Below are 26,233 nucleotides of genomic sequence, written 5' to 3' on the forward strand. Positions count from 1 at the left end.
AGCGCAGCAATGAGTGTCGAATTCGAGATCTCCGGCGTCGGGATCGCCGAGCTCGCGGAACGCTACGGCACCCCGCTCTTCGTCTACGACGGCGACGAACTGGGTGGCAGGCTGCTGGGCCTGCGCGAACAGCTGCACCCGCGGCTGGAGATCTTCTACTCGCTGAAGTCCAATCCGAACATCTCGGTGTGCGCGCTGCTGCACGCCCACGGCGCCCGGGCCGAAGTGTCCTCGATGGCCGAGCTGATCACCGCGCGCCGCGCCGGGGTCGCCGGCGAGGACATCATCTTCCTCGGCCCCGGCAAGAGCGCCTCGGAACTGGCCGCCTGCCTGGACGAAGGCGTCTACACCGTCGTCTGCGAATCGTTCGGCGAACTGGCGATGCTCGACGACCTCGTGCGGGAACGCGGCATCGAAGCGCGGGTCGCGCTGCGGGTGAACCCGAGCTTCGCGGTCAAGGGTTCCGGCCTCACCATGGGCGGCAAGCCGCGCCAGTTCGGCATCGACGAAGAGCAGCTGCTGGCCGCGACCGACCTGGTGGACCGGCACCCGCACCTGCGGCTGATGGGCGTGCAGGTCTACATGGGCACCCGGATCCTCGACGAGGAACCGATCGTCGAGAACACCCGGCGCATCTTCGAGCTGGCCGAACGGGTTTCGCGGCAGCTGGGCTTCCCGCTGGAGATGGTCGACGTCGGCGGCGGCCTCGGTGTCGCCTACTTCGACGGCGAGAAGGACCTGGACCGCGATCTGCTCGCTTCGATGCTCAACCCGGTGATCGACGAGTTCGCGCAGCGGCACCCGGCCACGCGGCTGGTCATGGAGCTCGGCCGGTACCTGGCCGCGACGGCCGGCACCTACGTCGTGCGGGTCCGCTACACCAAGACCTCGCTGGGCCAGAACTTCGCCGTCGCCGACGGTGGCACGAACCACCACATGGCCGCCGTCGGGATCGGCTCCTACGTCAAGCGCGACTTCCCGATCCGGCTGCTCAACCGCATCGACGAGCCCGCCACCGAAACCTGGCAGATCACCGGGCCGCTGTGCACGCCCAACGACGTGCTGGCCAAGAAGGCCGCGCTGCCGCCCGTGCGCCCCGGCGACCTGATCGGCGTCACGCGCTCCGGCGCCTACGGCCCGACGGCGTCCCCGGTCCTGTTCCTCAGCCACGGCTACCCGGCCGAGGTGATCGTCCACAACGGACGGCACTACCTGGTCAGCGAGCGGGACGAGCCCACGGACCTGTTGCGGCGCCAGCACCTGCACGAGTTCGCCGCGCCGGTCGCCGTGGGCGCGGAGCGCTAGGCAGATGTACCGCGCGTCCGCGACCACCCTGTCCGCCCCGCCCGCGCCGGGCCTGCGGCCGTTGCCGCTGCGCCTGGCGCTGGCGACCCGGCGCGAGTTCGCCCCCGGCGACCGCGAGATCGACGTCCCCGCGCTGCACCGGTACTTCGCCGACCTCAGCCGCGGGCACGAGATCGGCTTCCGGCCCGGCCGGGTGACGCGGGCGCGCGGCAACCCCTTCCTCGCGATGGCCCGCGAACTGCTCGCCGGGCAGCTGTCCGGCGAGCGGATCGACCTCGCGATCGTCGCGCACGCGGCACCCGAGTTCGACCCGCGGCTGTCGGCGCCGGTGAACCTGACCGCCGTGCTCCCCGGCAACCCGCTGGTGTTTTCCGTTTCCGGGCAGGGCAGTCTGGCCCCGTTCACCGCCCTGCGGATCGCCGGCACCTACGCCCGGCGCCACGGCTACGGGCGGGTGCTGGTGCTGATCACGGACCAGGGCGTCACGCCGTACGACCTGCCCGAGCCGATCGGTGACGCGGCCACCGCGCTGCTGTTCGAGACCGGCGGCCGCCGGACGGTCCGCGTCGGCTACGAACCCGAAGCCGCACCGGAGGCACTGGGAGCGTTCGAACCGGCGGACACCGTCGTCGTCGGCCCCGGGCTGGCCGCGCTGGGTTCCCCGCCGGGCGCGATCGTCGCGCCGGCCGGGTTCCCGTGCACCGGGCTCTGGGCGCCGCTCGCCGACGGCACGGCCACCGGTTCCGTGCTGCTGGCCGACCACGACCCGCGCCGCGGTGCGCTGGGGGTCTGCGTGGTCGCCGAGTCCGATTGACGCGGCCCTAAGATGGGCGTGGTCGGCAGCCGGGTTCGGAAAGCGGGGGACGGACGAGTGCGCGTGGTCATCGGAGAAGACCAGTTCCTGCTCCGGGACGGTCTGGTGCGGCTGCTCGAGGCGCACGAATTCGAGGTCAGCGCGGCCGTCGACAACGGGCCGGACCTGCTGGAGGCGATGCTGCGCGAACGGCCGGACATCGCCATCGTCGACATCCGGCTGCCGCCGTCGTTCACCGACGAGGGCCTGCGCGCCGCGATCGAAGCGCGGCGGCGCATCCAGGGGTTCCCGGTGCTCGTCCTTTCGCAGTACGTGGAACGGCTGTACGCCGACGAACTCCTCGCCGACGGCGAGGGTTCGGTCGGCTACCTGCTCAAGGACCGCGTGTTCCACGGCGACCAGTTCGTGGACGCCGTCCGCCAGGTCGCACTCGGAGGCACGGTGATGGACCCGGACGTGGTGACCCGGCTGCTGACGCACAACACCCGCGACGACCGCCTGGAACGGCTGACCGCGCGGGAGCGCGAAGTCCTCAAGCTGATGGCCGAAGGCCGCTCCAACAGCAACATCGCCGGCGTGCTGGTCGTCTCGGAGAAGGCCGTTTCCAAGCACATCAACAACATCCTCGCCAAGCTGAACCTGCCGCAGTCGGAAGACGCGAACCGGCGGGTGCTCGCCGTGCTCGCGTACCTGAAGCACTGATCAGGGCGCCAGGCCGCAGGGGATCTCGATCGTCACCATGGTCGGGCCGCCGAGCGGGCTGAGGATCGTGATGAAGCCGTCGAGCGGGGCGAGCCGCTTCTCGATGCCGCGCAGGCCCGAGCCGCCCTCGGTGTTCGCGCCACCGCGGCCGTTGTCGCTGACGTTGATCACCAGCCGGCCGAACTCGTAGTGGACGTTGATCGAGCCGCTCTGCGCGCCCGAGTGCTTCATCGCGTTGTTCAGCAGTTCGGACACCGAGAAGTACGCGGCGGTCTCGACCGCCAGCGACGGACGGCCGGGCAGGTCGATCGTCGTCTCGATGTGCAGCGGGTTTTCGATGGCCAGGGTGCGGATCGCGTCGGCGATGCCCCGGTCGACCAGCACCGGCGGCTGGATCCCGCGGACGAGGTCGCGCAGCTGCTGCAACGCCTTCGCGGAGCTGTTCTTCGCTTCGTCCATCAGGGATCGCGCGGCTTCGGGGTGGGAGTCGAGCACGCGCATGGCGGCGTCGAGCGTCATCCCCATCGCGACGAGGTGGGTCTGCGCGCCGTCGTGCAGGTCGCGCTCGATGCGGCGCAGCTCGGTCGCCTGCGAGCCCACGGCGTCGTCCCGGCTTTCCGACAGGTGCTGCACGCGGTGGGTCAACCGGGTCACTTCGGTCGGGGACAGCAGCGTGGCCGCGAGCCGCGCGTGCAGCCGCAGCAGGTGCGGGGCGCACCACAGCGCGAGCGGGAAGTGGGCCAGGCCGAGGATGGCGGCGAACCAGGCCGTCGGCTGGTCGTCCACCGGGATCACGACGTACCAGCTGCCGAGCCACTCGGCGGCCTCGGTGCCGACCAGGAACGGCATGGTGAGCCCGCGGATCCCGTGCAGCACCAGCAGGAGCGGGGTGAGGGTCAGCAGGATGCCGAGGGAGCTGTCCACCACCAGCCACAGCGCGTCACGCCAGTTCGCGCGGTCGCCGAGCAGGTGGTGGCAGCGGCGCAGCGGGGTGCTCCCGGCCGGCTCCGGCAGGTACGGCGACGGGATCCGCACGCCGGACCACGCCTCGGCCGACGCGCGGACCCGGTCGGTCAGCGACCGCATCAGCAGCACGGCCGGGGGCAGCATGAACAGCCCCACGCCGACGCCGATCAGCGAGCCGGCGGTGACCACGACGACGAACATCACGAGTTCGGTCACCGCGAGCACGGCGAGCGCGCCGCCGCGCAGGGTCGCCGGCCCGCCGTCGCGCAGCAGCGACCGCGTCATGGTGGCGACCGGGCTTCCGCTAGTCATGGCGCCCATTATGCGCAGGCGGAAGCCGTCTTCGCGGTAGTGCTAACCCCCGCAAACTTCCGCTCCCTAGCACCCTCGGAATCGGGCCACCGGCTTCGTACCGTGGTCCCGGTAAGGAAAACGCGAAAGCGAAGCCACGGTAGGGGAGCCGCAGATGTACCAGCAAGGCGACACGGCCGAAGTCGTGCGGCTGCTGTCCGTGCGCAAGGCGTACGGCAAGGACCGGGCCCAGGTGCTGGCCCTCGACAACGTGACGGCGGGCTTCGCCGGTGGCACGTTCACCGCCGTGATGGGACCGTCCGGTTCGGGCAAGAGCACGCTGCTGCACTGCGCGGCCGGCCTGGACAAGCCGACGTCCGGCTCGGTCGTGCTGGGCGGCACCGACCTCAGCGCGATGCGCGAGGTCGAGCTGACCCGGCTGCGGCGGGACCGGATCGGGTTCGTGTTCCAGGCCTTCAACCTGCTGCCCGCGCTGGACGTCGAGCAGAACGTGACGCTGCCGCTGCGGCTGGCGGGACGGCGGGCCGACCCGGCCTGGGTGCACCGGGTCATCGACCAGGTCGGCCTCGGCAAGCGGCGCAACCACCGGCCCAGCGAGCTCTCCGGCGGGCAGCAGCAGCGGGTGGCGATCGCCCGCGCCCTCGTCACCCACCCCGAGGTGATCTTCGCCGACGAGCCGACCGGCGCGCTCGACACGCGGTCGGCCCAGGAAGTGCTCACCCTGCTGCGGCAGGCGACGAGCGTGTCCCGGCAGACCATCGTGATGGTCACGCACGACCCGGTCGCCGCCTCCTACGCCGACCGCGTGCTCTTCCTCGCCGACGGCCGCGTCGTCGACGAGCTGCGGCAGCCGAACCCCGAAGAGGTGGCCCGCCGGATGACCGGCCTGGTCGCCCGCGCCGAGCAGCGGCCGCAGCAGGAAGGCCCCTGGCTGAGCGAGCTGACGCGCTGATGCTGACCCTCGTCCTGCGCACCCTGCGCCACCGCACCGGCGGTTTCATCGCCACCCTCGTCTCGGTGTTCGTCGGCACCGCCGTGATGCTCGCCTGCGGCGGCCTGATGGAGACCGGCATCCGGACCGTCATCCCGCCGCAGCGGCTGGCCGCCGCGCCGATCGTGGTGGCGGGCAACCAGTCCTACGACCTGCCCACGGTCGGCCACGGCGAAGACGCCTACCACGAGACCGCGACGCTGTCCGAGCGCGTCCGGCTCGACGCCGGCCTCGCGGCCGCGATCGGCGCGGTGCCCGGCGTCGCGCACGTGGTCCCCGACGTCTCCTTCCACGCCGAGGTGCTCGGCGACTCCGGCGGCCCGTCGGTGCCCGGCACGCAGGCCGGCCACAGCTGGGTTTCCGCCGAGCTGGCGCCCTACCGGCTGACCGAAGGCACCGCGCCGATCCGCGAGGGCGAGGTCGTGCTCGATTCCGCCACCGCGGCCCGGATCGGCGCGCACGTCGGCGCCAAGGCCGACATCGCCGTCCGCGGCGGCGTGCACTCCTACCAGGTCACCGGGATCGCCGACGCCGGCCGCGTGATGGCCGCCGACGCGGTGTTCTTCTCGCCCGCCGAAGCCGCCGGGCTGCAGGCCGCGGCCGGGCAGGTGGACGCGTTCGGCGTCCAGCTCGCGCCCGGGGCCGACGTCGCCACCGTCGACGCGAAGGTCGCCGCCGCGGTGCACGACCAGCGCGCGGTGACGCTGACCGGCGACGCGCGCGGTTCCGCCGAGTTCGCGAAGGCGGCCGGTGACGGCGAGCTGCTGATCATCCTCGCGGCCGTGTTCGGCGGCCTCGCGGCGCAGGTCGCGATGTTCGTCGTCGCCAGCACGCTGACGCTTTCGGTGCAGCAGCGCCGCCGCGAGGTGGCCATGCTGCGGGCGATCGGCGCGACCCCGCGCCAGCTGAGCCGGATGATCACCGGCGAGTCGATGATCATCGGCGCGCTGGGCACGGCACTCGCGATCGTCCCCGGCGTGCTGCTCGGGGAGTGGCTCTTCGGGCGGCTGACGGGTTTCGGCGTGATCCAGCCGGTGCTCAAGTTCGAGCAGGGCTTCTACCCGGTCGTCGCCGCGGCGATCGTCGGCCTGAGCTCGGCGTGGGGCGCGGCCTTCGTCGCCGCCCGGTACGCCGGGCGCACGCGGCCGGTCGAAGCCATGCGGGAGACGGCGATCCCCACCCGCTGGCTGACCCCGGCGCGGCTGTGGCTCGGGGTGTCCAGCCTGATCGGCGCGGTCGCGCTGGCCTACCTGACGATCACGGTCGTCGACGGCCCGCTCGCGGCGAGCACGGCGGGCCCGGCCGTCACGCTGGTGGCGACCGCGGTCGCGCTGTTCGCCCCCGGCCTGACCAAGCTGCTGGTCGGGCTGCTGCGCCGGCCGATCCGCGCGTTCGGCGGCCTGCCCGGCTACCTGGCCTCGCTCAACGCGCGGGCCCGCTGGATGCCGATGGCCGGTGCGGTCACGCCGATCATGCTGGCCACCGGGCTGGCGATCTTCATGCTGTACTTCCAGACCACCGAGGTCGCGGTCGCGGAGAAGCAGTACACCGATTCGCTGCTCGCCGACGCCGTGGTGACCTCGGCGACCGGCGACCTGCCGCCCGACCTGATCGCCAAGGTGCAGCAGACCCCCGGCGTCGCCGGCGCGACGGCGTTCGTGACCAGCAAGGGGTACAACGAAAAGCCCTCGGACGCGACCCAGGACGAAGACGGCGTGGACCTCACCGGCGTCACGGCGGACGGCGTGGCGAAGGCGTGGGGGAGCCTGGTCGCGACCGGGCAGCTCGACGCCCTGCACGGCAACACCATCGCGCTGCCCGCGGACCTCGCGCAGCGGCTCGGGGTCGGGGTGGGCGCGAAGATCGTCATGCGGCTGGGCGACGGTTCCCGGGCCACCCTGGACGTCGTCGCGACCCTGCGGACCACGGCGTCCTCGGCGTCGGCGCTGATGCCGGCCGACACCCTCGCCCCGCACACGGCGGCCGGCGCGGCCGACCGGATCCTCGTCATGGCGCAACCGGGGACGGCGGAAGGCGACCTGCTCGCGTCGCTGCGCAGCCGCACCGGGGACGTCGACGGCGTCCAGGTGGCCGGCCGGGAGGCGCTCACCAAGGCGTTCCTGGCCGAGGTCCAGGCCAACGCCTGGGTCAACTACCTGATCGTCGGGCTGCTGCTGGTGTACGCCGCGATCTCGATGGTCAACACGCTGGTGATGGCGACGGCGGACCGGCGGCGCGAGTTCGGGCTGCAGCGGCTCATCGGGTCGACGCGGGGCCAGGTGATGCGCATGATGGCCGTGGAGGCGGGGATCGTGGCCGCGATCGGCGTCTTCCTCGGCACGCTGGTCGCGGCGTCGATGCTGGTGCCCTTCAGCGCGGCGGTGTCGGACAGCCCCTTCCCGTCCGGTCCTTTGTGGATATATCTTGTGATACTCGGGCTGGCCGTCGTGCTGACGGTGGTGGCCACCTGCGCGCCGACGTGGTTCACGTTGCGCACCAGGCCGTCGCCTTCGACGGTCGCCCCTGAATAGGTGACCTCGGGCGGGCCGGGGACCCCAGAGTCGCGCTGACGAGCTCTCCCCCAGATTGTCAGCGCGCGGTCAGCCCGAGGTCACCGCTCCGGCATAGCGTCGGGGCGTGAACACCGAAGAGAACGCCGCCGGGCGCTGGGACGCCATCGTGGTCGGCTCCGGGATCGGCGGGCTCGTCTGCGCCGGCTACCTGGTGGCGAGCGGGATGCGCGTCCTGGTGCTCGAGCAGCACGACGTCGCGGGCGGCAACAGCCACGTGTTCCGCCGCCGCCGTGCCTACCAGTTCGACGTCGGGGTGCACTACCTCGGCGACTGCGGACCGGACGGCCTGCTGCCGCGGGTGCTCTCCGGCCTCGGCCTCGGCGACCGGGTGCGCTTCCACCCGATGGACCCCGACGGCTTCGACCGGATCGTCCTGCCCAGTGTCACGGTGGACGTGCCGACCGGGTGGGACCGCTACGCCGACCGCCTGCGGGCCGCGTTGCCCGCCGAGGCCGAGGGCCTCACCCGCTACGTCGACATCTGCTCGGCCGTCGCGCGGGCCTGCCGCCAGTCCGCCTCCGCGGACGGCCCGGCGGCCAGGGTGCCGGCCGTGATGCTGCGCTGGAGCCGCCGGACGCTGGCGCAGCTGTTCGACCACTGTGGACTGTCCGCGCGGGCGCGCACGGTGCTGGCCGCCCAGTCCGGCAACTACGGGTCCGCGCCGGCCGGCACCCTCGTCGTCGCGCACACGATGATGCTCGACGACTACCTGCGCGGCGCCTACTACCCCGAGGGCGGCGGCCAGGTGATCGCCGCGTCGTTCGTCGAGCTGCTGGAGTCGCACGGCGGGACGCTGCTCACCCGCACCCGGGTCGACGAGATCCTGGTCGAAGGCGGCAAGGCGGCCGGCGTCCGGCTGACCGACGGCACGGTGCACCGGGCCCCGATCGTGGTGTCCAATGCGGACTACCGCCGCACGGTGCTGGAACTGTGCGGTGGCCGGGAAAACCTGCCCGAGCCGGTGGTGGCCCGCGCGGAGACGGCGACGATGCGCCTGCCGCTCGCGGTCTGCTACGTCGCGCTCGACCGCGAGCTCCCGCTGCCCAGCGCCAACATCTGGTACTGGCCGGGCGAAGACGTCGAAGCCGCCTACGCGCGGGTGGAGGCGGGCGACCTCGACGAGCTGCCGTTCGCGTTCCTGTCCTTCGCGTCCCTGAAGGACCCGGTGCCGGGCTCGGCGTGCCCGCCGGGGCACATGAACTTCCAGATCATGACCGCCTGCCCGCCCGGCTACGCGCACTGGGGGCTCGCCGACGGCCCGGCGCACGGGGCCCGGTACCGCCGCGAACCCGGCTACCTCGGCGCGAAGAACCGGCTGACCGAACAGATGCTGGACCTCGCCGAGGCGGCGATCGGCCCGTTCCGCAAGCACCTCGTGCACGCCGAGACGTCGACGCCGCTGACCCAGGAGCGCTACACGCTCTCGACCGGGGGCAGCGCCTACGGCCTGCAGACCTGGGGCCGCGTCGGGCAACGGCCGGATATCGATTCCGGCATCGACGGTCTCTACCTGACCGGCCAGAGCATCTTGCACGGTGGCGGGATCGTGGGGGTCGCCACCGGAGGCGCGTTGTGCGCCTCGACGATCCTCGGCCGTCCGGTGCTCGCGGAGGGCGCGCTGGGCAACCCCGAACTGCTCCCGGAACGCGAGCCCGGCTGGGACCCGCTGCGCACCTCACGGGGGCTGCGGCGGCGCGAGGCCCGTGGGCTTGCCCTGCTCGACCGGGTCGTGGCGGGCTAGGGACGCCACCCGGAAAAGAAAAGAACTCGCGGCCCGGTTCGTCCTGGCCAGGGGTAATTGCTGCTGTCTTACGAAGGGAATGGTGAGTGAAGTGACGGAAACCGTGGCTGGATCGGCGGAGGTCCTGGACGACCGCGTCGTCGCGGGCATCTGCGCCGCACTCGAATCGGTGCTGGAGGCGGAGGTGGCCGACCTCGGCCCGGAGACCCGGCTCGCGGACGCCGGCCTCGACTCCACCGGCGTGCTCGAGCTGCTGATGCAGCTGGAAGAGGCGCTCGGCATCGAATTCGACGCGGAGAACCTGGAAATGAGCCACTTCGAGTCGGTCGGGTCGCTGGCCCGGTTCGTCTCGGCGGAAATGGCCGCCTGAGCGATGACCACGATCTCGCCGCCGATCACGGCGACCTGGGTGCGGTGCCACGACACCGCCCGGGCGGAAGGGATGGCCCCGGCACTGGCCGTGCTCCACGCGGCCCTGCCCGCCGGGGCGGACGCGGCCGGGGCCGGTGGCGCCGCGGTCCGGCCGGCCGGACCGGCGGACCGCGACGGCGACGTGCTCGTGGTCCGGACGGCGGAGCTGCCCGGCGGCCCCGTCGTCCTGGTGCGGGCCCCGCGGCCCGCGGGCGGGCCCGACCCGGTTCTGGCGACCGGGTCGGTGTGGCTGCGGCTGGGCCTGTCCGGCGCCCTGCTCGACACCGGGCTCGCCTACCTGGGCGGGCGGCGCAGCGGCGACACCACCCTGCTGCGCCGCCAGATGGTCCAGGGTGCCGTCGCCGAGGCGCTGACCGGCCAGCTCGAAGTACGCGCCTTCCTGACCGCGCACGAGGCGGGCCCGCCGCCGGAGGCCCTGGCCTACCTGCACCGGCGGCTCACCGAAACCGACCGCGTCCTGCTGCGCCTGCTGGGCGCGGCGGGGTACGTCCGCGGTGGCGCGGGCGAGGTCGCCGACGTCTCCGAGCTGCTCGCCGGGGCCTACACGCCGGAGGCCGTGGCGTGACGGCGACCGTGCTGGACGAGCGGCTGGTGACGCTGCGGGACGCGGCCCGGCAGTGGGGTGCGGAGTTCCGCACCGCGGGCGCCGGGCTCGACACCGACCCGGACGGCGTCGGCGAGCTCCTGGAGCTGGCCGGCGTCCGCTGCCTGGCCACCATGCTCGTCCCGGAGGAGTTCGGGGGCGCCGGCCTGCGCCTCGGCGCCCACCGCTTCCACGGCATGACGGCGATCGAGCGGGCGGTGGTGCTCGAAGAGCTCGCCCGCGGCGACGCCGGCCTGATGCTGGCCGGCCCGGGCGCGTCGATGTCCGGCGTGCTCGTCGACGTGCTGGCCGACCGGGAGCAGAAGGAGTGGTTCTACGGCCGGCTCCTCGAGCGGCCGACCTGGACGTTCTTCGCGCTCACCGAGCCGGATCGCGGCTCCGACGCCACCGCGCTGGAGACGGCGCTGAAGATCTCGCCGGACGGCGGGCCGCACCGGCTCGACGGCCGCAAGAAGTACGTCGGCAACGCCGCCCGGGCCGCGCTGGGGGTCGTGTTCGCCCGCACCGGGCCCGGCCCGCTGGGCGTGACGGCGGTCCTGGTCGACACGGCGGACCCGGGTTTCCACGCCCGGCCGCTGGAGTCGCTGGGCCTGCGGGCCGCGAGGATCTGCGAGGTGACGCTGGACGGCGTCGAGGTGCCCGCCGAGCGCGTGCTCGGCCGGGACCGCTCGCCCGCCCGGCGGGGCATGTGGGCGTGCGTGCAGACCTTCAACCGGCTGCGGCCGGGTGTCGCCGCGATCGCGGTCGGCATCGCCGCGGCCGCGCACGACTACGTGCGCACCGAACACGGCGGGATCGGCCGTGACGGCCGCGACCGGCTCGAGGAGCTGGGCCGGCGCATCGAGGGGGTCCGCCACCTGGTGCACCTGTCCGCCATCGAGGTCGACGCCGACGGCTCGCGCGGCCACCTCGCCTCGGCCGCCAAGGCGCAAGCGTGCCGGCTGGCCGAGGAGGCCACGCTCGCAGCCTGCGGCTTCTTCGGGCCGTCGGCCCGCTGGGACCACCCGGCGCTGGACAAGCTGGTCCGGGACGCCCGCGGCGTCGAGTTCATGGAAGGCGCCGGCAACATCCAGAAGCTCACCGTCTTCCAGGGCCTGGTCGCCGGCAAGGTCGGCCGGGGTGAGCCCTTTCCCGCGCACGCCGGGAAGACGCCGACCGGAGGTGCGTCGTGCAGGTGATCACCAGGCCGGAGGAGTTCGACGTCACGGACCTGTACGTCGACCTCGAACGCATCGTCGGCCGGCGGGTCCTGATGAAGTGCGAGGGCTTCAACTTCGCGCGGTCGAGCAAGCTCAAGCCCGCGCTGGAGATGGTGACGCTGGCCGAGCGCGCGGGCGTGCTGCGCCCGGGCTCGACCATCGTCGAGACGTCGTCGGGCAACCTCGGCGTGGCGCTGAGCCTGGTCGCGGCCAGCCGCGGCTACCGGTTCGTCTGCGTGACCGACCCGCGCAGCACGCTGCTCACCCGGCAGCTGATGCAGAACCTCGGCACCGAGGTGCTGGTCGCCGCCGACCCGGCCGCGGGACTGCGGCTGGTGCGCCGGCTGTGCGCGGAGAACGACGGCTACACCTGGCTGGACCAGTACGTCAACGCCGGCGCCTGGATGGCCCACTTCCGCTCGACCGGCCCGGACATCCTGCGCACCGTGCCGGACCTCGACGTGCTCTTCGTCGGGGTCGGCTCGGCGGGCACGCTCACCGGCTGCGCCCGCTACCTGCGCCAGGTCCGGCCGCAGGTGCGGATCGTGGCCGTCGAGTGCGTCGGCCCCGGGCCGCGGGCCGCCCGGCGCACGACGTCGGTGCGCACCAGCGTGCGGTTCCCGGTCATCGACATGTCCCTCGTGGACGATCTGGTGCGCGTCGACGAGGCGGCCGCGATCCGGGCGTGCCGCCGGCTCGCGCTGAGCGGCTTCCTGCTCGGCGGCGGCTCCGGCATGGTGCTGGCGGGCGCGCTGGACTGGCTGGAGGACAACGACGCGGCCACGGCGGTGGTGATCTCACCCGACCTCGGTGACCGCTACCTGGACACGATCTACCAGGACCAGTGGGTCAAGGACAACTACGGCCCGAAGCGCTGGCCGCCGGTGCCGAACACGAAACCCCGTACGCCAAAACACTCTTCGAGGTGCCCTGATGACCGCGGTCGACGCGTTCCTGCCCCTGTCCACCGCACAGACCGACGTCTGGTACGACGAGCAGCTCTCCGGCGGCGGCCTCGCCTACGCGATGGCGGACTACCTGGACATCACCGGCCCGCTGGACGTCGGGGTGTTCCGGACCGCCCTGCGCGCGCTGGCCGACGAAGCCGAGTGCTTCCGCGCCCGGTTCGTCGAGGTCGAGGGTGAACCGCGGCAGCTCATCGAGCCGCTGGACGAGCTCCCGATCCGCTACCCGGACGTCACCGGGGAAGCCGACCCGGAGGCCGCCGCCCTCGGCTGGATGCACGAGGACATGCGGAACCCGTTCTCGCTGGAGGACTTCCCGCTCTTCCGCGGCGCGCTGATCAAGGTGGGGGAGCAGCGGCACTTCTGGTACCTCACCACCCACCACCTCATCGGCGACGGCTTCAGCGCGGCGATCTGCCACCGACGGCTGGGCGAGCTCTACAACGCGCTGCTGAACGGGGAGGACCCCGGGCCCACCGCGCTGCCGCCGTTCCGGCTGCTGCTCGACGCCGACCTCGCCTACCAGGACTCCTCGCACCGGTTGCGGGACAAGGCGTTCTGGAGCAGGCACTTCGACACGACCCCCGACCTGGTCAGCCTGTCCGGCAAGGAACCGGCCCCGGCCCGCGGCTTCCTGCGGCGCACCATGGTGCTGCCGCCGGAGACGGCGAAGGCCGTGCGCGAGGCGGCCGCCGCCGCGAAGGTGACGCTGCCGACGTTCTTCATCGCCGCGATGGCGGCCTACACGCAACGGCTTTCGGGCATCAAGGACCTGCTGCTGACCGTCCCGGTCGCGGCGCGCGCGGGCGTGCGCTCGCGGGCGACCCCGGGCATGGTCGCGAACTACCTGCCGCTCCGGATGCTGGTCGAGCCGCAGATGTCGATCGCGCAGCTGCTTTCCCAGGCTTCGAGCGAGCTCGCCGCGACCCTCAAGCACCAGCGCTACCACGTCAACCAGATCCGCCGGGACATCGGCGTGCGCAGCGACGAGCGCCGCCCGTTCGGCGGCCCGTTCGTCAACGTGCTGCCGCCCGAGCCCGGCCTGCGGCTCGGCGCGTGCCACACGCGCGTGATGAACCTGTCGACCGGGATCACCAACGACCTTTCGCTGACCGTCCTCGACGTCACCGAGGACACCATCGAGATCCACCTCAACGGCAACCCCGACCTCTACGACGCCGAGGGCGTCCTGGCGCACCTGGACCGGCTCGCCGGTTTCGTCGGACGGCTCGCCGAAGCCGACGCTTCGGCGGTGCTGGGCTCGATCGACGTCGTGTCCGCCGACGAGCTGGGTGAACTGCTGGCCGCCGGGGTCGGTGCGGCCGGGCCGGTCGGCGACGACGTCGTGGCCCGGGTGTGCGAGTTCGCGCTGGCCACGCCGGACGCGCCCGCGGTGGCCGACGGCGGGGAGTGGGTCTCCTACCGGTCCCTGGCCGGCCGGGCGAGCGCGCTGTCGCGCCGGCTGACCGGTGACGGCCTGGTCGGCGTGCTGGCCGAGCCCGGGGCCGGGTTCGTGTCGGCCGTGCTCGGCGTGCTGTGGTCGGGCGCGGCCTACGTGCCGCTGGACACCGGGATGCCGGTGGCCCGTCTGGCCGGGCTGCTCGCCGACGCGGGCGCGAACGCCGTGGTGGTGGGTCCGGGCTTCGAGGACCTGGCGGCCTCCGTGGTGGCCGCGGCCGGCGGCGGAGCCGCGATCGTCGGCCTGGACGACGCCGAGGACGTCGAATGGGCCCCGGTTCCCCGGGGTGATGCCGGGCTGGACCTCGGGTACGTCATCTTCACGTCGGGCTCGACGGGCCGCCCGAAAGGCGCGATGGTCCACCGTCGCGGGATGGTGAACCACCTGCTGGCCAAGGTGGAGGACCTCGGGCTGGCGCCGTCGGACGTGGTGGTGCAGAACGCGCCGGTGACGTTCGACGTTTCGGTGTGGCAGATGCTGGCACCCCTGCTGGTCGGCGGCCGGGTCCGGGTGGTTTCCCGCGCGGTGGCGGCCGATCCGGACGCCTTGTTCGGCCTGATCCGGGACGAGGGTGTGTCGGTGCTCGAGGTCGTGCCGTCGCTGCTTCGGGCGGCGCTGGACTCCTGGGCCCTGGGCGAGCACCCGGATGTCTCGGGGCTGCGCTGGCTGGTCGTGACGGGCGAGGCGCTGCCGCCGGACCTGACCGCCCGGTGGTCCGCGCGGTTCCCCGAGGTGCCGCTGGTGAACGCCTACGGCCCGACGGAGTGCTCGGACGACGTGACGCACGCGGTGATCCGGTCGGCCGTCGAGGTGGTCCCGATCGGCCACGCGGTGCGGAATTCCCGGTTGTACGTGCTGGGCGACGAGCTGCGCCCGGTGCCCGCGGGCGCGGTCGGCGAGCTGTTCGTCGGCGGCCTGGTGGTGGGCCGTGGTTACGTGGGTGACCCGGCGCGGACGGCCGCGGTGTTCGTCGCGGATCCCTTCGGGGAGGCCGGAACGCGGATGTACCGCACCGGCGACCGGGTCCGGATGCGTGCGGACGGTCAGCTGGAGTTCGTGGAGCGGCGGGACTTCCAGGTCAAGATCCGCGGTCACCGCATCGAGCTCGGCGAGATCGAAAGCGTGCTGCGGTCCGTGCCCGGCGTCCTGGACGCCGTCGTGCGCGTGCTCACCGACGCCGACGGCGGCAAGCGACTGGCCGGCTACCTCGTCGGCGTCGACGCCGAGACGCCGATCGACGCCGGTGACGTGCGCAGCACCGCCCAGCAGCTGCTCCCGGACTACATGGTGCCCTCGGCGCTGGTCGTGCTCGACGAACTGCCGCTCACCGAGCACGGCAAGGTCGACCGCGCGGCGCTGCCCGCCCCGGACTTCCGGGCCGAGGTCGTCGGGCGCCGCCCGCGCAACACCGTCGAGACGGTCGTCTGCGACATCCTCGCCGAGGTGCTTTCGGTGCCGCGCGTGTACATCGACGACAACTTCTTCGCCCTCGGCGGCGACAGCATCAGCGCGATCCAGGTGGCCGGGCGGGCTCGCACGGCGGGCATCGAGCTGACCCCGCGCGACATCCTCGAGCGCCGGACCCCGGCCGCGATCGCCGAGCAGGTCGCCGTCCGCGAGCCGGGTGCCGAAGCCGTGGTCGTGGCCGACGGGCCGCTGGTCGAGCTGACCGGCGACGAGCTGCGGGAGCTGGCGCCGGAGGGCGGCCGGATCGAGGACGCCTGGCCGCTTTCCGCGCTGCAGCAGGGTTTGCTGTTCCACGCCGAGTTCGACCCGGACGGCGTCGACGTCTACACCGTGCAGGCCACCGCGGACCTCGCCGGACCGCTCGACGTCGAGGCGCTGCGCCAGGCGTGCGCCGCGCTGCTGCGCCGGTACGCCACCCTGCGCGCCTACTTCCGGCACCGCCGCGGCGGCGACGCCGTGCAACTGATCGCCGCCGAGGTCGGCCTGCCCTGGACCGAGCTCGACCTGTCCGCGCTGCCCGAAGCCGACCGCGAGGAGCGGCTGGGCCGGCTGGTGGCCGAGGACCGCGAACGCCGGTTCGACCTGGCGCACCCGCCGCTGGTCCGGTTCACCCTGATCAAGATCGCGGCCGGGCGCCACCGCTTCCTCTGGACCGCGCACCACATCGCCACCGACGGCTGGTCGGTGCCGATCCTCATCCGCGAGCTGGCCACGCTGTACACCCACGGCCCGGCGGCCGCGCTGCCGGAGGTTGCCTCGTTCCGGAACTACCTCGCCTGGCTCGGCCGCCAGGACGAGCGGGAAGCCCGGCAGGCGTGGCGCGAAGTCCTCGACGGCCTCACCGAGCCCACGAAGGTGGCGCCGGAGCTCGACGGCCACCTGACGGCGGTGCCGGAGTCCGCCGAGCTGGTGCTGTCCCGCGACGAGACCGCCGAACTCGTGGCGTGGGCCCGCGGGCACGAGCTCACGCTCAACACCGTCGTGCAGGCGTGCTGGGCGATCCTGGTCGGCAGGCTCACCGGGCGCCGGGACGTCGTGTTCGGCTCGGTCACCTCCGGGCGCCCGGCCGAGCTGCCGGGCGTGGAGAGCATGGTCGGGATGTTCATCAACACGGTGCCGGTCCGGGCCGACCTCGACCCGGCGGGCACCCTGACCGAGCTGCTGGTCCACCTGCGCGACCAGCAGGCCCGGATGTCGGCCTACCAGCACGTCGGGCTGGCCGAGGTGCAGCACGACGTCCCCGCTCTCGCCGGCACCGGCGAGCTGTTCGACACCGCCATCGTCTTCGAGAACGTGCCCGCCGAGGGCGAGCAGAACGATGTCGTCCTCGGCGACGACGTCCGCGTGCTCGACGCGGTCACCGAGGACTCCCGCCACTACCCGCTCAGCCTGGTCGTGAACCCGGGCAGCGAGCTGGCCTTCTGCTTCGACTACGCGCCCGAGGCGTTCGACGCCGAGCGGGTCGCCCGGATCACCGGCGTGTTCCGGCACCTGCTCGGCACCGCGATCGCCGATCCGTCGGTGCGGCTGGGCGCGATCGACGTGGTGCCGGAGGGCGAACTGGAGCGCGGCGCCGGTGCCACCGGGCCGGTCGGTCCCGACGTGGTGGCCCGGGTGCGCGAGTTCGCGCTGTCGGCCCCGGAAGCGCCCGCCCTCTCCGACGGCGGGGCGTGGCTTTCGTACCGAGCGCTGGCCGGCCGGGCGAGCGCGGTGTCCCGCCGCCTGGGTGACGGCGTGGTCGGGATCCTGGCCGACCCGGGAGCCGGGTTCGTGACGGCCGTGCTGGGCGTGTTGTGGGCCGGGGCGGCGTACGTGCCCCTGGACCCGACGCTGCCGGTGGCCCGGCTGGCCGGGCTGCTGGCGGATTCCGGCGCCGCGTCCGTCGTGGTGGGCCCCGGTTTCGAGGACCTGGCGGCCGAGATCGCCGGTGGCGACACCGGAATCGTGGTCCTGGACGACGCCGAAGACGAGGACTGGGCGCCGGTTCCCGCCGGCGACGCCGGTCTGGACCTGGCGTACGTGATCTTCACGTCGGGTTCGACGGGCCGCCCGAAGGGCGCGATGGTCCACCGCCGGGGGATGGTCAACCACCTGCTGGCCAAGGTCGAGGACCTCGGTCTGGCACCCTCGGACGTGGTGGTGCAGAACGCGCCGGTGACGTTCGACGTTTCGGTGTGGCAGATGCTGGCACCGCTGCTGGTCGGTGGCCGGGTCCGGGTCGTGTCGCGGGTCGTGGCGGCGGATCCGGACGCGTTGTTCGGGCTGATCCGGGACGAGGGTGTCTCGGTGCTGGAGGTCGTGCCGTCGCTGCTGCGCGCGGCCCTGGACTCCTGGGACCTGGCCGGGCAGCAGCCGGACCTGGCGGGGTTGCGCTGGCTGGTCGTGACCGGTGAGGCGCTGCCGCCGGACCTGTGCTCGCGGTGGTTCGCCCGGTTCCCGGACGTGCCGCTGGTCAACGCCTACGGCCCCACCGAGTGCTCGGACGACGTCACGCACGCGGTGATCCGGTCCGGTCCCGACGTGGTGCCGATCGGCCGTGCGGTGCGGAATTCGCGGCTCTACGTGCTCGGTGACGAACTGCGCCCGGTGCCCCCGGGCGCCATCGGCGAGCTGTTCGTCGGCGGCCTGGTCGTCGGCCGCGGCTACGTCGGCGATCCGGCCAGGACGGCGGCGGTGTTCGTCGCGGATCCCTTCGGGGAGGCCGGAACGCGGATGTACCGCACCGGCGACCGGGTCCGGATGCGTGCGGACGGTCAGCTGGAGTTCGTGGAGCGGCGGGACTTCCAGGTCAAGATCCGCGGTCACCGCGTCGAGCTCGGCGAGATCGAAGCCGGCCTGGCCGCGCACGCGGGCGTCGGCGAAGCGGTCGTCACCGTGCACGGCACCGGCAACGACCGGCGGCTCGTCGCCTACGTCACCGGCACCGCCACCGCCGACGAACTGCGCGAGCACCTGACCGCGCAGCTGCCGGCGTACATGGTCCCCGGCGCGTACCTCGTCCTCGACCGCTTCCCGCTGACCGCGCACGGCAAGATCGACCGCAAGGCGCTGCCCGCACCGGAACAGCAGGCCGGGCCCGCCGCCCGCGGGCCGCGCACCCCGGTCGAAGCCACCCTGTGCGAGATCTGGGCCGACGTCCTCGGCGTCCCCGAGGTCGGCATCGACGACGACTTCTTCGTCATCGGCGGGCACTCCCTGCTGGCCAACTCGGTCGTCAGCCGGGTCAGGTCCGCGTTGGCCGCCGAACTGTCCATTCGCGACCTGTTCGAGGCGCGGACGGTCGGCAGGCTCGCCGGGCGGCTCGTCTCCGCGGGCCAGGCGGGTGCCGGCTTCCGCAAGCTCGCCCGGCCGGAGCGGATCCCGCTGTCCCACGCGCAGACCCGGATGTGGTTCCTGAACCGCCTGGAAAGCTCCGGGTACACCATCCCGCTGGCCGTCCGGCTCGGCGGCGAACTCGACCCGGCGGCACTGGCGGCCGCGCTCGGCGACGTCGTCGAGCGGCACGAGATCCTGCGCACGGTGTTCCCGGACGTCGACGGCGTCCCGTACCAGCGGGTGCTGCCGTCCGCCCGGACACCCCGCTCGCCACCGCGCGGGTGACCGAGGACGAGCTCACCGCGGCCGTGGAAGCCGAGGTGGCCCGCGGGTTCGACCTCGCCGTCGACCGCCCGCTGCGCGCCACCCTGTACCGCGTCGGGGACGGCGGCGAGCACGTCCTGCTGCTCGCCCTGCACCACATCGCGGGCGACGGCTGGTCCGTCGACGTGCTGGCGCGCGACCTGGCGACCGCCTACGACGCCCGGGTGCGGGGCACCGCGCCCGGCTGGGCACCGCTGACGGCGCAGTACGCCGACTACGCGGTCTGGCAGCGCGAACTGCTCGACGACCGGGCCGCGGTGGACCGGCAGTGGGAGTACTGGCGCACCGCGCTCGACGGCCTGCCCGACGAGCTGCGGCTGCCCGCGGACCTCCCGCGCCGCGCCGCCACCGCCTTCCGCGGCGGCTCGGTCGGCTTCGAGGTGTCCCCGGCCGTCCACCAGGCACTGACCGAGCTGGCCCGCCGGTCCGGCGCCAGCGTGTTCATGGTGCTGCAGGCGGCGGTGGCCGCGCTGCTCACCAAGCACGGCGCGGGCACGGACATCCCGCTCGGCAGCCTGGTCGCGGGGCGCTCGGACGCGGTGACCGACGACCTGGTCGGGTTCTTCGTGAACACGCTGGTCCTGCGCACCGACACCGGCCGCGACCCGACGTTCGCCGAGCTGGTCGCCCGGGTGCGCGACACCGACCTCGAGGCGTACGCGCACCAGGACCTGCCGTTCGAGCTCCTGCTCGAGCTGGCCCGGCCCGCGCGCTCGCTGGCGCGGCCGCCGCTGTTCCAGGTGATGCTGTCGTACTACGAGGTCCCGGACCCGCGCTTCACGATCGGCGGCCTCGCGGTGCGGCCGGAGATCCTCCCGGCGACCGGCGCGAAGTTCAAGTTCGACCTGACGTTCCAGCTCGGCGAGCGGCCGGGCGACGGGGGACTGGAGGGCAGCATCGAGTACTGCGCCGACCTGTTCACCCCGGAGACGGCGGAACTGCTCGCCACGCGGCTGAACCGGCTGCTGGCGGCGGTGGCCGAGGACCCGGGACGGCCGCTGAGCGGGATAGAGCTGGCCCCGGCCGAACCGGCCGTGGTCCCGGTGGAGCCGGCGGAACTGCCGGTGCTGCTCACCGGCCGCGGCCCGGCGCTGCTCGGGGACGGCGTGCGGCTCAGCCACGCCCAGCTGCGCCGCAGGGTGACCGCGGAGGCCCGGAAGCTGAAGGCCCGCGGCGCGGGTCCGGAGTGGACGGTGTCGATCGCGACGGCCTCGCCGGTGGACCGGATGGTCCAGGTCCTGGCGGCACTCGAAGCGGGGGCGGCCTATCGGCTGCTCGAACCGGCCGGGGAATCCGCCGCGGAGACCGATCCGGCCGGGGAATCCGCGGTGACTGAAGTGGCCCGCCCGCCGGCTTCCGGCGGGGTCGGTGGTGCACCGGTGGCCGGGGCCGGCCGCTCGCCGAGCGAGGCCGATTCCTCCGCCGCCGTGCCGGTGTCTCCCGCGCATGCGGCCGCCCACCTGCCCGACGGCACCGTCCTCTCGCGGCGGGCCCTCGCCGCGTCCGTCGCCGCCCTGCGGGAGTCCATTCCGGACCGCAGCCGGGTCATCGTCCCCGAACTGTCCGATGCCGTCCCCGTCACCCTCGCCGCACTGGCGGCCGGTGGCTCCGTCCACTTCGGCGCCGGCGACGCGCCCGCACTCGCCCGGCTCCTCGAAGGCGATCTGCCCGCCGTCCTCTTCGCCACCGCCCACCAGGTCCGCGCGCTCGCCGCGGGCCACGAAACCGCGCTCGCCGGCGTCCGGCTGATCGTCACCGGCGAACCCCTCGCCGCGCCGCTCACCGAACGGCTCTCCCGCGCCGGCGCCGAAGTCCACCTCCACCACCGTGGCTGCACCGGCCACGCCGAACCCGGCACCCTGCCGCACCTCACCGGCGCGTACGTCCTCGACGAGACCCTCCACCCGGTCCCGCCGGGCGCACACGGCGAACTCTGGCTCACCGGCCCGGGCCTCGCCCGCGGTTACGCGGGAGACCCCGGCCGCACCGCCACGCGGTTCGTCGCCGACCCCTTCGTCCCGGGGGAGCGGATGTTCCGCACCGGCGAGATCGTCCGCCGCCACCTCGACGGCACGCTCGAACCGGCGGACGGCGCCGTGCGGGCGCGCGGGTTCGCCGTTCGGCCGGTCGAGGTCGAGGCCGCACTGCTGCGGCACCCCGGCGTCGCCGCGGCCGAGGTCGTGGTCCGCGACGACCGGCTCGTCGCCTACGTCGTCGGCCGCGGGGATGGCCTGCGCGAGCACCTGGCGCGGGAACTGCCGGACTTCGCGGTGCCGTCGGCGATCGTCGAGCTCGACGCCGTCCCGCTCACTCAGGACGGCGAACTCGACCACGCGCGGCTGCCCGCCCCGGCCACGAAACCGGACGGCAGCACCCCGGCCGAGGAGGTCCTGCGCCTGGCGTTCGCCGAGACGCTCGGCCTGCCCGAGGTCGACGCCGACGCCGACTTCTTCGCACTGGGCGGCAACAGCCTGCTCTCGGTGCGGCTGGTCGCGCTGGCCCGCAACGCCGGCCTGCGGTTCACCGTCGCGGACGTCCTCACGCACGCGACGGTCGAGCGACTGGCCGCACTGGCCGGCACCGGCGACGGTGGTGACGGTGACGGTGGCGACGTGCTCGACCCGTTCGCCCCGGTGCTGCCGATCCGGCCGGACGGCGACCGCGAACCGCTGTTCTGCGTGCACGCCGGGCTCGGGCTGAGCCTGCCGTACCTCGGGCTGGTCCAGTACCTCGACCCGGGACGGCCGATGTACGGGCTGCAGTCGCCGCACATCGGCTCCGGCGGCGAGCTGCCGGTCAGCGTCGAGGACGTCGCCGAGGAGTACGCCGCCCGGATCCGCGCGATCCAGCCGTCCGGCCCGTACCACCTGCTCGGCTGGTCGTTCGGCGGGCTGCTGGCGCACGAGATCGCCGTGCAGCTGCAGGAAGCGGGCGAACGGGTCGAGACGCTGTGCGTGCTCGACAGCTTCCCGGTCGGCTCGGCGGGGCAGACCCCGCCCACCCGGCAGGAACTGCTCGTCAGCTTCCTCGAGCACCTCGGTCACGACGCGGACGAGGACGCCGAGCTGTCCCCGGCGGCCGTCATCGACGTCCTGCGCCGCGGCGGTTCGCGGCTGGCCGGGATCGGCGAGGAACGCATGTCCCGCGTGCTCGACGTGATGAGCAACAACGGCGAGCTCGCGGTCCGGTACGAGCCCGCACGCTTTTCGGGCCGCCTGCGGCTGTTCCTGGCCGCCGAGGGGCTGTCCGAGGCCGACCTCGCCGAGCGGCCCGGCCGCTGGGCACCGCACGTCGACGGCGCGATCGAGACGCACCGCATCGGCTGCGGGCACGAATTCATGATGCACCCGCAAGCCCAGGCCGCCATCGGCCGGATCGTCGCCGCCGCTCTGGACGGCTCTTCCGAGGAGGACGAATGACTGTGCTCACCCCGGCGCGCACCGGGCGGGTTTCCGACGCCGTGGTGGAGGTGCTGGCGCTCGCCGGGCGCCGGCTGACCCACCTGCGCAACGTGCCCGCCCGCCTGCTCGCGGTCACGCTCAACCCGCTGATCACCATGCTGGCGATCGGGTACGTGTTCAAGGACGCGGTGATCGTGCCGGGCAGCGGCAGCTACCCGGAGTTCCTGTTCCCGGCCGCGCTGATGCAGGTCGGCCTGGCCGGCATCGCGCCCACCGCGATCGCCGTCGCCACCGACCTCAACGGCGGCCTGACCGACCGGTTCCGCTCGCTGCCGATCGTCCGGCCCGCCGTGCTGATCGGGCACTCACTCGGCGACTTCGTGGTCGGCCTGATCGCACTGGCCATCACGGTCGCCTCCGGGCTGCTCGTCGGCGGCCGGGTGCACACCGGGTTCCTGCCGCTGCTGGGCGGGCTCGCCCTGCTCGTCGTGTTCCTCTACGCGATGATCTGGGTCGGCATCCTGCTCGGGCTGTCCCTGCGCAACCCCGAGGCGATCGACGGCATCGGCGCGGTGGCGACGCTCGGCCTTTCCTTCCTCTCCAACGCCTTCATGTCGACCGACCGCCTGCCGGCGTGGCTGCGGCCGGTGGCGGAGTGGAACCCGGTCAGCTCGGTGACCACGGCGGTCCGCCGCATGTGGGACACGCCGGTCGACGAGACGGGCTTCCCGGCCCAGCACCCCGGCGTGGTCGTGGCGATCACCCTGGTCCTCACGCTGGCGCTGACCGGCTTCCTGAGCTTCCGCAAGTACCGCACCATCGCGTAGTCAGGTGGCGGTCAGCGCGCCGTCAGCCCCGCCGAACACCATGACACAAGCCGCCCGAGACACACGGAGATGTGAAGTGACGAGTCCATTCGACGACGAGAACGGCCGGTTCCTCGTCCTGGTCAACGCCGAGGAAGAACGCAGCATCTGGCCGGTGTTCGCCGCGGTGCCACCGGGGTGGGACATCGCGCTGGGGGACAGTTCCCGCGCGGAGGCGATCGCCCACGTCGAGGCCACCTGGCCGGACCTGCGCCCGAAGAGCCTGCGGGACGCCGTCTGATGGCGAGCGACGCGCTCGACCGCGAAGCGGCCATCGAAGTCACCGGGCTGCGCAAGGGTTTCGGTGACCACCAGGCCCTGTCCGGCATCGACCTGCGGGTGCCCGCGGGCTCGGTGCTGGGCCTGCTCGGCCCCAACGGCGCGGGCAAGACCACCACGGTCCGCGTCCTCGCGACCCTGCTGCGCCCGGACGGCGGCACCGCCAGGGTCGCCGGCTTCGACGTGGCCACGCAGGCGAAGGAGGTGCAGCGCCGGATCGGCCTCGTCGGCCAGTACGCCGCGGTCGACGAGCTGCTCACCGGCCGCCAGAACCTCCAGCTGCTCGGCACGCTGCTGCACCTCGGACGGCGCGGCGCCCGCAAGCGGGCCACCGAGCTGCTGGAGAGATTCGACCTGACCGACGCGGCCGACCGCGCGGTCGGCACGTACTCGGGCGGCATGCGGCGGCGGCTCGACCTGGCGACCTGCCTGATCGGCCGCCCGTCGGTGCTGTTCCTCGACGAGCCGACGACCGGCCTCGACCCGGCGAGCCGCAGCACGCTGTGGGGGATCGTGCGCGGCCTGGTCGACGAGGGCGTGACGGTCCTGCTCACGACGCAGTACCTCGAGGAGGCGGACTACCTCGCCGACCACATCGTGGTGATCGACCACGGCCGCGTGATCGCGGAGGGCACGGCGGACGAGCTCAAGCGCAAGATCGGCGCGGAGCGGCTCGAGGTGGCGGTGTCCGAGCAGAAGTGGCTCGAACCCGCGGTGTCGGCGCTGACCCGTGTCTCGAGTTCGCCGGTGTCGGTGGACGAGCGCAAGCGGAGCATCGCGGTCGAGCTGCCGGACACGGCGGGGGGAGTGGCGGCCGCGGCCGCGGCCCTGCGCGACGCCGGCGTGGAGTACACGGACTTCGCGTTGCGGCGCCCGACGCTCGACGAAGTGTTCCTCGACTTGACCGGGCGCCCTTCGGGCCCCTGACCGGCTTTCGGTCCGTCCGGCACCCCGGCGGATCCGGACGATCGGAAGTGGTGCCGCTGCCGGAACTTCCGGCGGCGGCATCGCGCGCGTGAGCCCCGGGCCGGAACCGGCGTGATGGGGCCCGGAACTCGCGTGATCGAAGGCGGGACTCGGGTCAGCGGGTGTTCTTCGGGCCTCGGACCCGCCACCAGTTCGTCCGGCCTCCCAGCACCGCCAGCCGCGGCAGCAGGAGGAACCGGACCACCAGGGTGTCGGCGACCAGGATCACCGCGGTCGCCAATGCGAACTCGCGGACGTCGCCGCTCTCCGTCATGCCCCAGACCAGCCACATCACCACCGTCACCAGCAGCGCGCCGCCGGAGGCCGACCAGGCCCGGCGGCACGCGTGTGCCACCGTGTTGCGGCGGGACATCCCCGCCAGGGTCTCACTGCGCAGCCGGTGCAGCAGGTAGACCTGCAGGTGGTTCGCCGGCACCAGCAGCACGACCACCAGGACCATCGGCGCCCAGCCGGGCAGCGGGTCGACGAACACCGCCAGCATCCCCAGCCCCGCGAGAACTGCGAAACCGTTCAGCAGGAACGTCGCCAGCGCCACCACCGGCCGCCGGTAGGCGACGAGCGTGGCCAGTGCGAGGACCACCAGCATCGTCGTCACCCCGCCGGCGTCCAGGTCGGCGGCCAGTGGCCGGCAGGCCGCGCAGCCGGGGGAGAACACGCGCACCGCCCCGTAGACCGCGGCCGCGCCGAGCGAACCGACCCCCACCGCGATCGCCGTGGGCCGGACGAACCGGGGCAGGTCGCTGACCTTCAGCCGCGCGGCCGGCTGCGGCGGCAGCTCCCGCGGCGTGGTGAGCACCCGGTCGTTGAGGGCGGGCAGCAGGCTCAGCGCGGCGACGGTCGCCGTCAGCACCGCCACCAGGACCGCGGTGGCCAGCGGCAGCACGTCCGCCGCGCCGGCGAGCGCCACCGCGGTCAGCGCCGCGGCCACGCCGCTGCCGGAGACCAGGGCGGCGTTGCCCGCCGTGCTCGCGACGATCCGCGCGGCCCGCGCCGAGTCGTTCCCGCTCGCCAGCGCTTCCCGGCGGCGGCAGAAGGTGAACAGCATGTGCTGCACCGCAACGGTGATCACGACCAGCAGCGCCGCGTTCCCGGTGCGCGGCGCCATCGTGACGGATTCCGAGACCGTGTCGAGCAGCGCCGCCGACGCCGTCGTGACCACGCTGGTGAACAGCCCGGACACGAGCAGCAGCAGCCGGGAGAACGGCACCGTCAGCAGCACCGCGACCGGCGCGGCGACCACCGGCCACCAGTTCGCCGCCACGTCGGGGTCGGACAGCGAGCCCTCGCCGAGCCGGTGGCCGCCGCTGAGCCCCGGCAGCTGGGCCAGTGCCACGAAGACCAGCCAGAGGCCGATCACCACGCCGGCGTGGCCGGCGGACCAGCAGGAGGCGCGAACGGCCAGTGAAGGCTTCACGATCGTCCCCTTCGACCCGATGGGCATGGCGGCGTTCGCGGTCGGTGCCATCCGCGCATGTGTTCGAGTCTAGTGAGCCGTGACCGTTCGTTCACGGGGTGTGAGTCCCGGATCCGC

Annotated in this window: 16 protein-coding genes and 1 pseudogene; 15 read left to right on the forward strand and 2 right to left on the reverse strand. The window is 73.4% G+C overall.

Translation table 11 applies throughout. The annotated features are described in order from the left end of the window. The first annotated feature begins 9 nt into the window (after window positions 1-9). The 3 genes from HUT10_RS44360 to HUT10_RS44370 are packed head-to-tail and all read left to right on the forward strand — an operon-like array spanning window position 10 to window position 2,821. On the forward strand, window positions 10-1,305 hold the full coding sequence (locus HUT10_RS44360) for a type III PLP-dependent enzyme (protein WP_176176688.1): 1,296 nt from the start codon (window positions 10-12) through the stop codon (window positions 1,303-1,305). A 4-nt stretch (window positions 1,306-1,309) separates the two neighbouring features. Then, a complete protein-coding gene (locus HUT10_RS44365; protein WP_176176689.1) occupies window positions 1,310-2,119 on the forward strand; it encodes a hypothetical protein in 810 nt (269 codons plus the stop codon). A 57-nt stretch (window positions 2,120-2,176) separates the two neighbouring features. Continuing rightward, the gene (locus tag HUT10_RS44370; RefSeq protein ID WP_176176690.1) at window positions 2,177-2,821 is read left to right on the forward strand and encodes a response regulator transcription factor; all 645 of its coding nucleotides are present in this window, start codon (window positions 2,177-2,179) and stop codon (window positions 2,819-2,821) included. Here HUT10_RS44370 and HUT10_RS44375 read toward each other — a convergent pair whose 3' ends face one another. Continuing rightward, window positions 2,822-4,099 (reverse strand): sensor histidine kinase, encoded by a 1,278-nt coding sequence (locus HUT10_RS44375; protein WP_254897292.1) that lies wholly within the window; start codon window positions 4,097-4,099, stop codon window positions 2,822-2,824. 154 nt (window positions 4,100-4,253) lie between these two features. Here HUT10_RS44375 and HUT10_RS44380 point away from each other — a divergent pair, with 154 nt between their 5' ends. The 12 genes and pseudogenes from HUT10_RS44380 to HUT10_RS44430 all read left to right on the forward strand — a co-directional run bounded on the left by HUT10_RS44380 (window position 4,254) and on the right by HUT10_RS44430 (window position 24,642). Then, a complete protein-coding gene (locus HUT10_RS44380) occupies window positions 4,254-5,051 on the forward strand; it encodes an ABC transporter ATP-binding protein (protein WP_176176691.1) in 798 nt (265 codons plus the stop codon). Continuing rightward, window positions 5,051-7,621, forward strand: coding sequence for an FtsX-like permease family protein (locus HUT10_RS44385; RefSeq protein WP_176176692.1), 2,571 nt, complete (start codon window positions 5,051-5,053; stop codon window positions 7,619-7,621). The genes HUT10_RS44380 and HUT10_RS44385 overlap by 1 nt, the downstream gene beginning before the upstream one ends. A 106-nt stretch (window positions 7,622-7,727) precedes the next feature. Then, the gene (locus tag HUT10_RS44390; protein WP_176176693.1) at window positions 7,728-9,404 is read left to right on the forward strand and encodes an NAD(P)/FAD-dependent oxidoreductase; all 1,677 of its coding nucleotides are present in this window, start codon (window positions 7,728-7,730) and stop codon (window positions 9,402-9,404) included. Between the two features lie 91 nt (window positions 9,405-9,495). Further along, window positions 9,496-9,774 (forward strand): acyl carrier protein, encoded by a 279-nt coding sequence (locus HUT10_RS44395; protein WP_254897293.1) that lies wholly within the window; start codon window positions 9,496-9,498, stop codon window positions 9,772-9,774. 3 nt (window positions 9,775-9,777) lie between these two features. Continuing rightward, window positions 9,778-10,401 (forward strand): DUF2786 domain-containing protein, encoded by a 624-nt coding sequence (locus HUT10_RS44400; protein ID WP_176176695.1) that lies wholly within the window; start codon window positions 9,778-9,780, stop codon window positions 10,399-10,401. Further along, the gene (locus tag HUT10_RS44405) at window positions 10,398-11,618 is read left to right on the forward strand and encodes an acyl-CoA dehydrogenase family protein (RefSeq protein ID WP_176176696.1); all 1,221 of its coding nucleotides are present in this window, start codon (window positions 10,398-10,400) and stop codon (window positions 11,616-11,618) included. The genes HUT10_RS44400 and HUT10_RS44405 overlap by 4 nt, the downstream gene beginning before the upstream one ends. Then, window positions 11,609-12,573: pseudogene (locus tag HUT10_RS44410) on the forward strand (pyridoxal-phosphate dependent enzyme). The gene HUT10_RS44405 and the pseudogene HUT10_RS44410 overlap by 10 nt, the downstream one beginning before the upstream one ends. After that, the gene (locus HUT10_RS44415) at window positions 12,573-19,130 is read left to right on the forward strand and encodes a non-ribosomal peptide synthetase (RefSeq protein ID WP_254897294.1); all 6,558 of its coding nucleotides are present in this window, start codon (window positions 12,573-12,575) and stop codon (window positions 19,128-19,130) included. The pseudogene HUT10_RS44410 and the gene HUT10_RS44415 overlap by 1 nt, the downstream one beginning before the upstream one ends. Next, window positions 19,127-22,588 carry a condensation domain-containing protein gene (locus HUT10_RS51515; protein WP_254897295.1) on the forward strand — a complete coding sequence of 1,154 codons (3,462 nt, stop codon included), beginning with the start codon at window positions 19,127-19,129 and terminating at the stop codon, window positions 22,586-22,588. The genes HUT10_RS44415 and HUT10_RS51515 overlap by 4 nt, the downstream gene beginning before the upstream one ends. Continuing rightward, the gene (locus HUT10_RS44420; protein WP_254897296.1) at window positions 22,585-23,397 is read left to right on the forward strand and encodes an ABC transporter permease; all 813 of its coding nucleotides are present in this window, start codon (window positions 22,585-22,587) and stop codon (window positions 23,395-23,397) included. Before HUT10_RS51515 ends, HUT10_RS44420 begins: the two co-directional genes overlap by 4 nt. A 76-nt stretch (window positions 23,398-23,473) precedes the next feature. Beyond that, entirely contained in the window at window positions 23,474-23,677 is a 204-nt protein-coding gene (locus HUT10_RS44425) for an MbtH family protein (RefSeq protein WP_254897297.1), read from the forward strand. Next, the gene (locus tag HUT10_RS44430; RefSeq protein ID WP_176176698.1) at window positions 23,677-24,642 is read left to right on the forward strand and encodes an ATP-binding cassette domain-containing protein; all 966 of its coding nucleotides are present in this window, start codon (window positions 23,677-23,679) and stop codon (window positions 24,640-24,642) included. Before HUT10_RS44425 ends, HUT10_RS44430 begins: the two co-directional genes overlap by 1 nt. A gap of 154 nt (window positions 24,643-24,796) precedes the next feature. On the opposite strand, the gene HUT10_RS44435 is transcribed toward HUT10_RS44430, so the two are convergent. Beyond that, the gene (locus HUT10_RS44435; RefSeq protein WP_176176699.1) at window positions 24,797-26,116 is read right to left on the reverse strand and encodes an MMPL family transporter; all 1,320 of its coding nucleotides are present in this window, start codon (window positions 26,114-26,116) and stop codon (window positions 24,797-24,799) included. Window positions 26,117-26,233 lie beyond the last annotated feature (117 nt).

The organism is Amycolatopsis sp. Hca4, from assembly GCF_013364075.1.
Lineage (GTDB): Bacteria > Actinomycetota > Actinomycetes > Mycobacteriales > Pseudonocardiaceae > Amycolatopsis.

Excerpts from the sequence above, each read along its gene's own strand:
- HUT10_RS44360 (WP_176176688.1), top strand. The coding sequence starts at position 10 with ATGAGTGTCGAATTCGAGATCTCCGGCGTCGGGATCGCCGAGCTCGCG.
- HUT10_RS44365 (WP_176176689.1), top strand. The coding sequence starts at position 1,310 with ATGTACCGCGCGTCCGCGACCACCCTGTCCGCCCCGCCCGCGCCGGGC.
- HUT10_RS44375 (WP_254897292.1), bottom strand. The coding sequence starts at position 4,099 with ATGACTAGCGGAAGCCCGGTCGCCACCATGACGCGGTCGCTGCTGCGC.
- HUT10_RS44380 (WP_176176691.1), top strand. The coding sequence starts at position 4,254 with ATGTACCAGCAAGGCGACACGGCCGAAGTCGTGCGGCTGCTGTCCGTG.
- HUT10_RS44385 (WP_176176692.1), top strand. The coding sequence starts at position 5,051 with ATGCTGACCCTCGTCCTGCGCACCCTGCGCCACCGCACCGGCGGTTTC.
- HUT10_RS44400 (WP_176176695.1), top strand. The coding sequence starts at position 9,778 with ATGACCACGATCTCGCCGCCGATCACGGCGACCTGGGTGCGGTGCCAC.
- HUT10_RS44415 (WP_254897294.1), top strand. The coding sequence starts at position 12,573 with ATGACCGCGGTCGACGCGTTCCTGCCCCTGTCCACCGCACAGACCGAC.
- HUT10_RS44420 (WP_254897296.1), top strand. The coding sequence starts at position 22,585 with ATGACTGTGCTCACCCCGGCGCGCACCGGGCGGGTTTCCGACGCCGTG.
- HUT10_RS44430 (WP_176176698.1), top strand. The coding sequence starts at position 23,677 with ATGGCGAGCGACGCGCTCGACCGCGAAGCGGCCATCGAAGTCACCGGG.